This is a genomic window from Tepidimonas sp. (assembly GCF_046292505.1).
Lineage (GTDB): Bacteria > Pseudomonadota > Gammaproteobacteria > Burkholderiales > Burkholderiaceae_C > Tepidimonas.
Map to the genome: position 1 here is coordinate 354 of NZ_JBKBQX010000198.1, position 308 is coordinate 661.

Consider the following 308-nt stretch of genomic DNA (forward strand, 5'->3'; position numbering starts at 1 on the left):
GGCCTCGATCGCCCGCAGCGCCCACGTCTGGTCCTCGGCAAACGCCACGTCCGGCACCGGCAATTGCGCCCAGACACTGCGGCGGATACACGCGTTGTTGCTCGAAAAAAAATGCAAAAACTGCCGGTAGCCGGGATCATGCGAGAAGCGCTCCCGATCCTCCAGACGCACGATGGACAGCGTCGGGCCAAACCCCGCAAAGTGCTGCGCCAACTCGCGTTGTGTCACCAGCCGCGCGTCCGGGTAGGCGATGTGCGGGCCAAACGCACCGGCCACGTCGGGGCCGGCCGCACAACCATGCACCAAGT

Annotated in this window: 1 pseudogene; it reads right to left on the reverse strand. The window is 65.6% G+C overall.

Annotated elements, in window-relative coordinates:
• Window positions 1-308: pseudogene (locus ACK4TH_RS12730) on the reverse strand (glycosyltransferase family 2 protein); the annotation flags it as partial.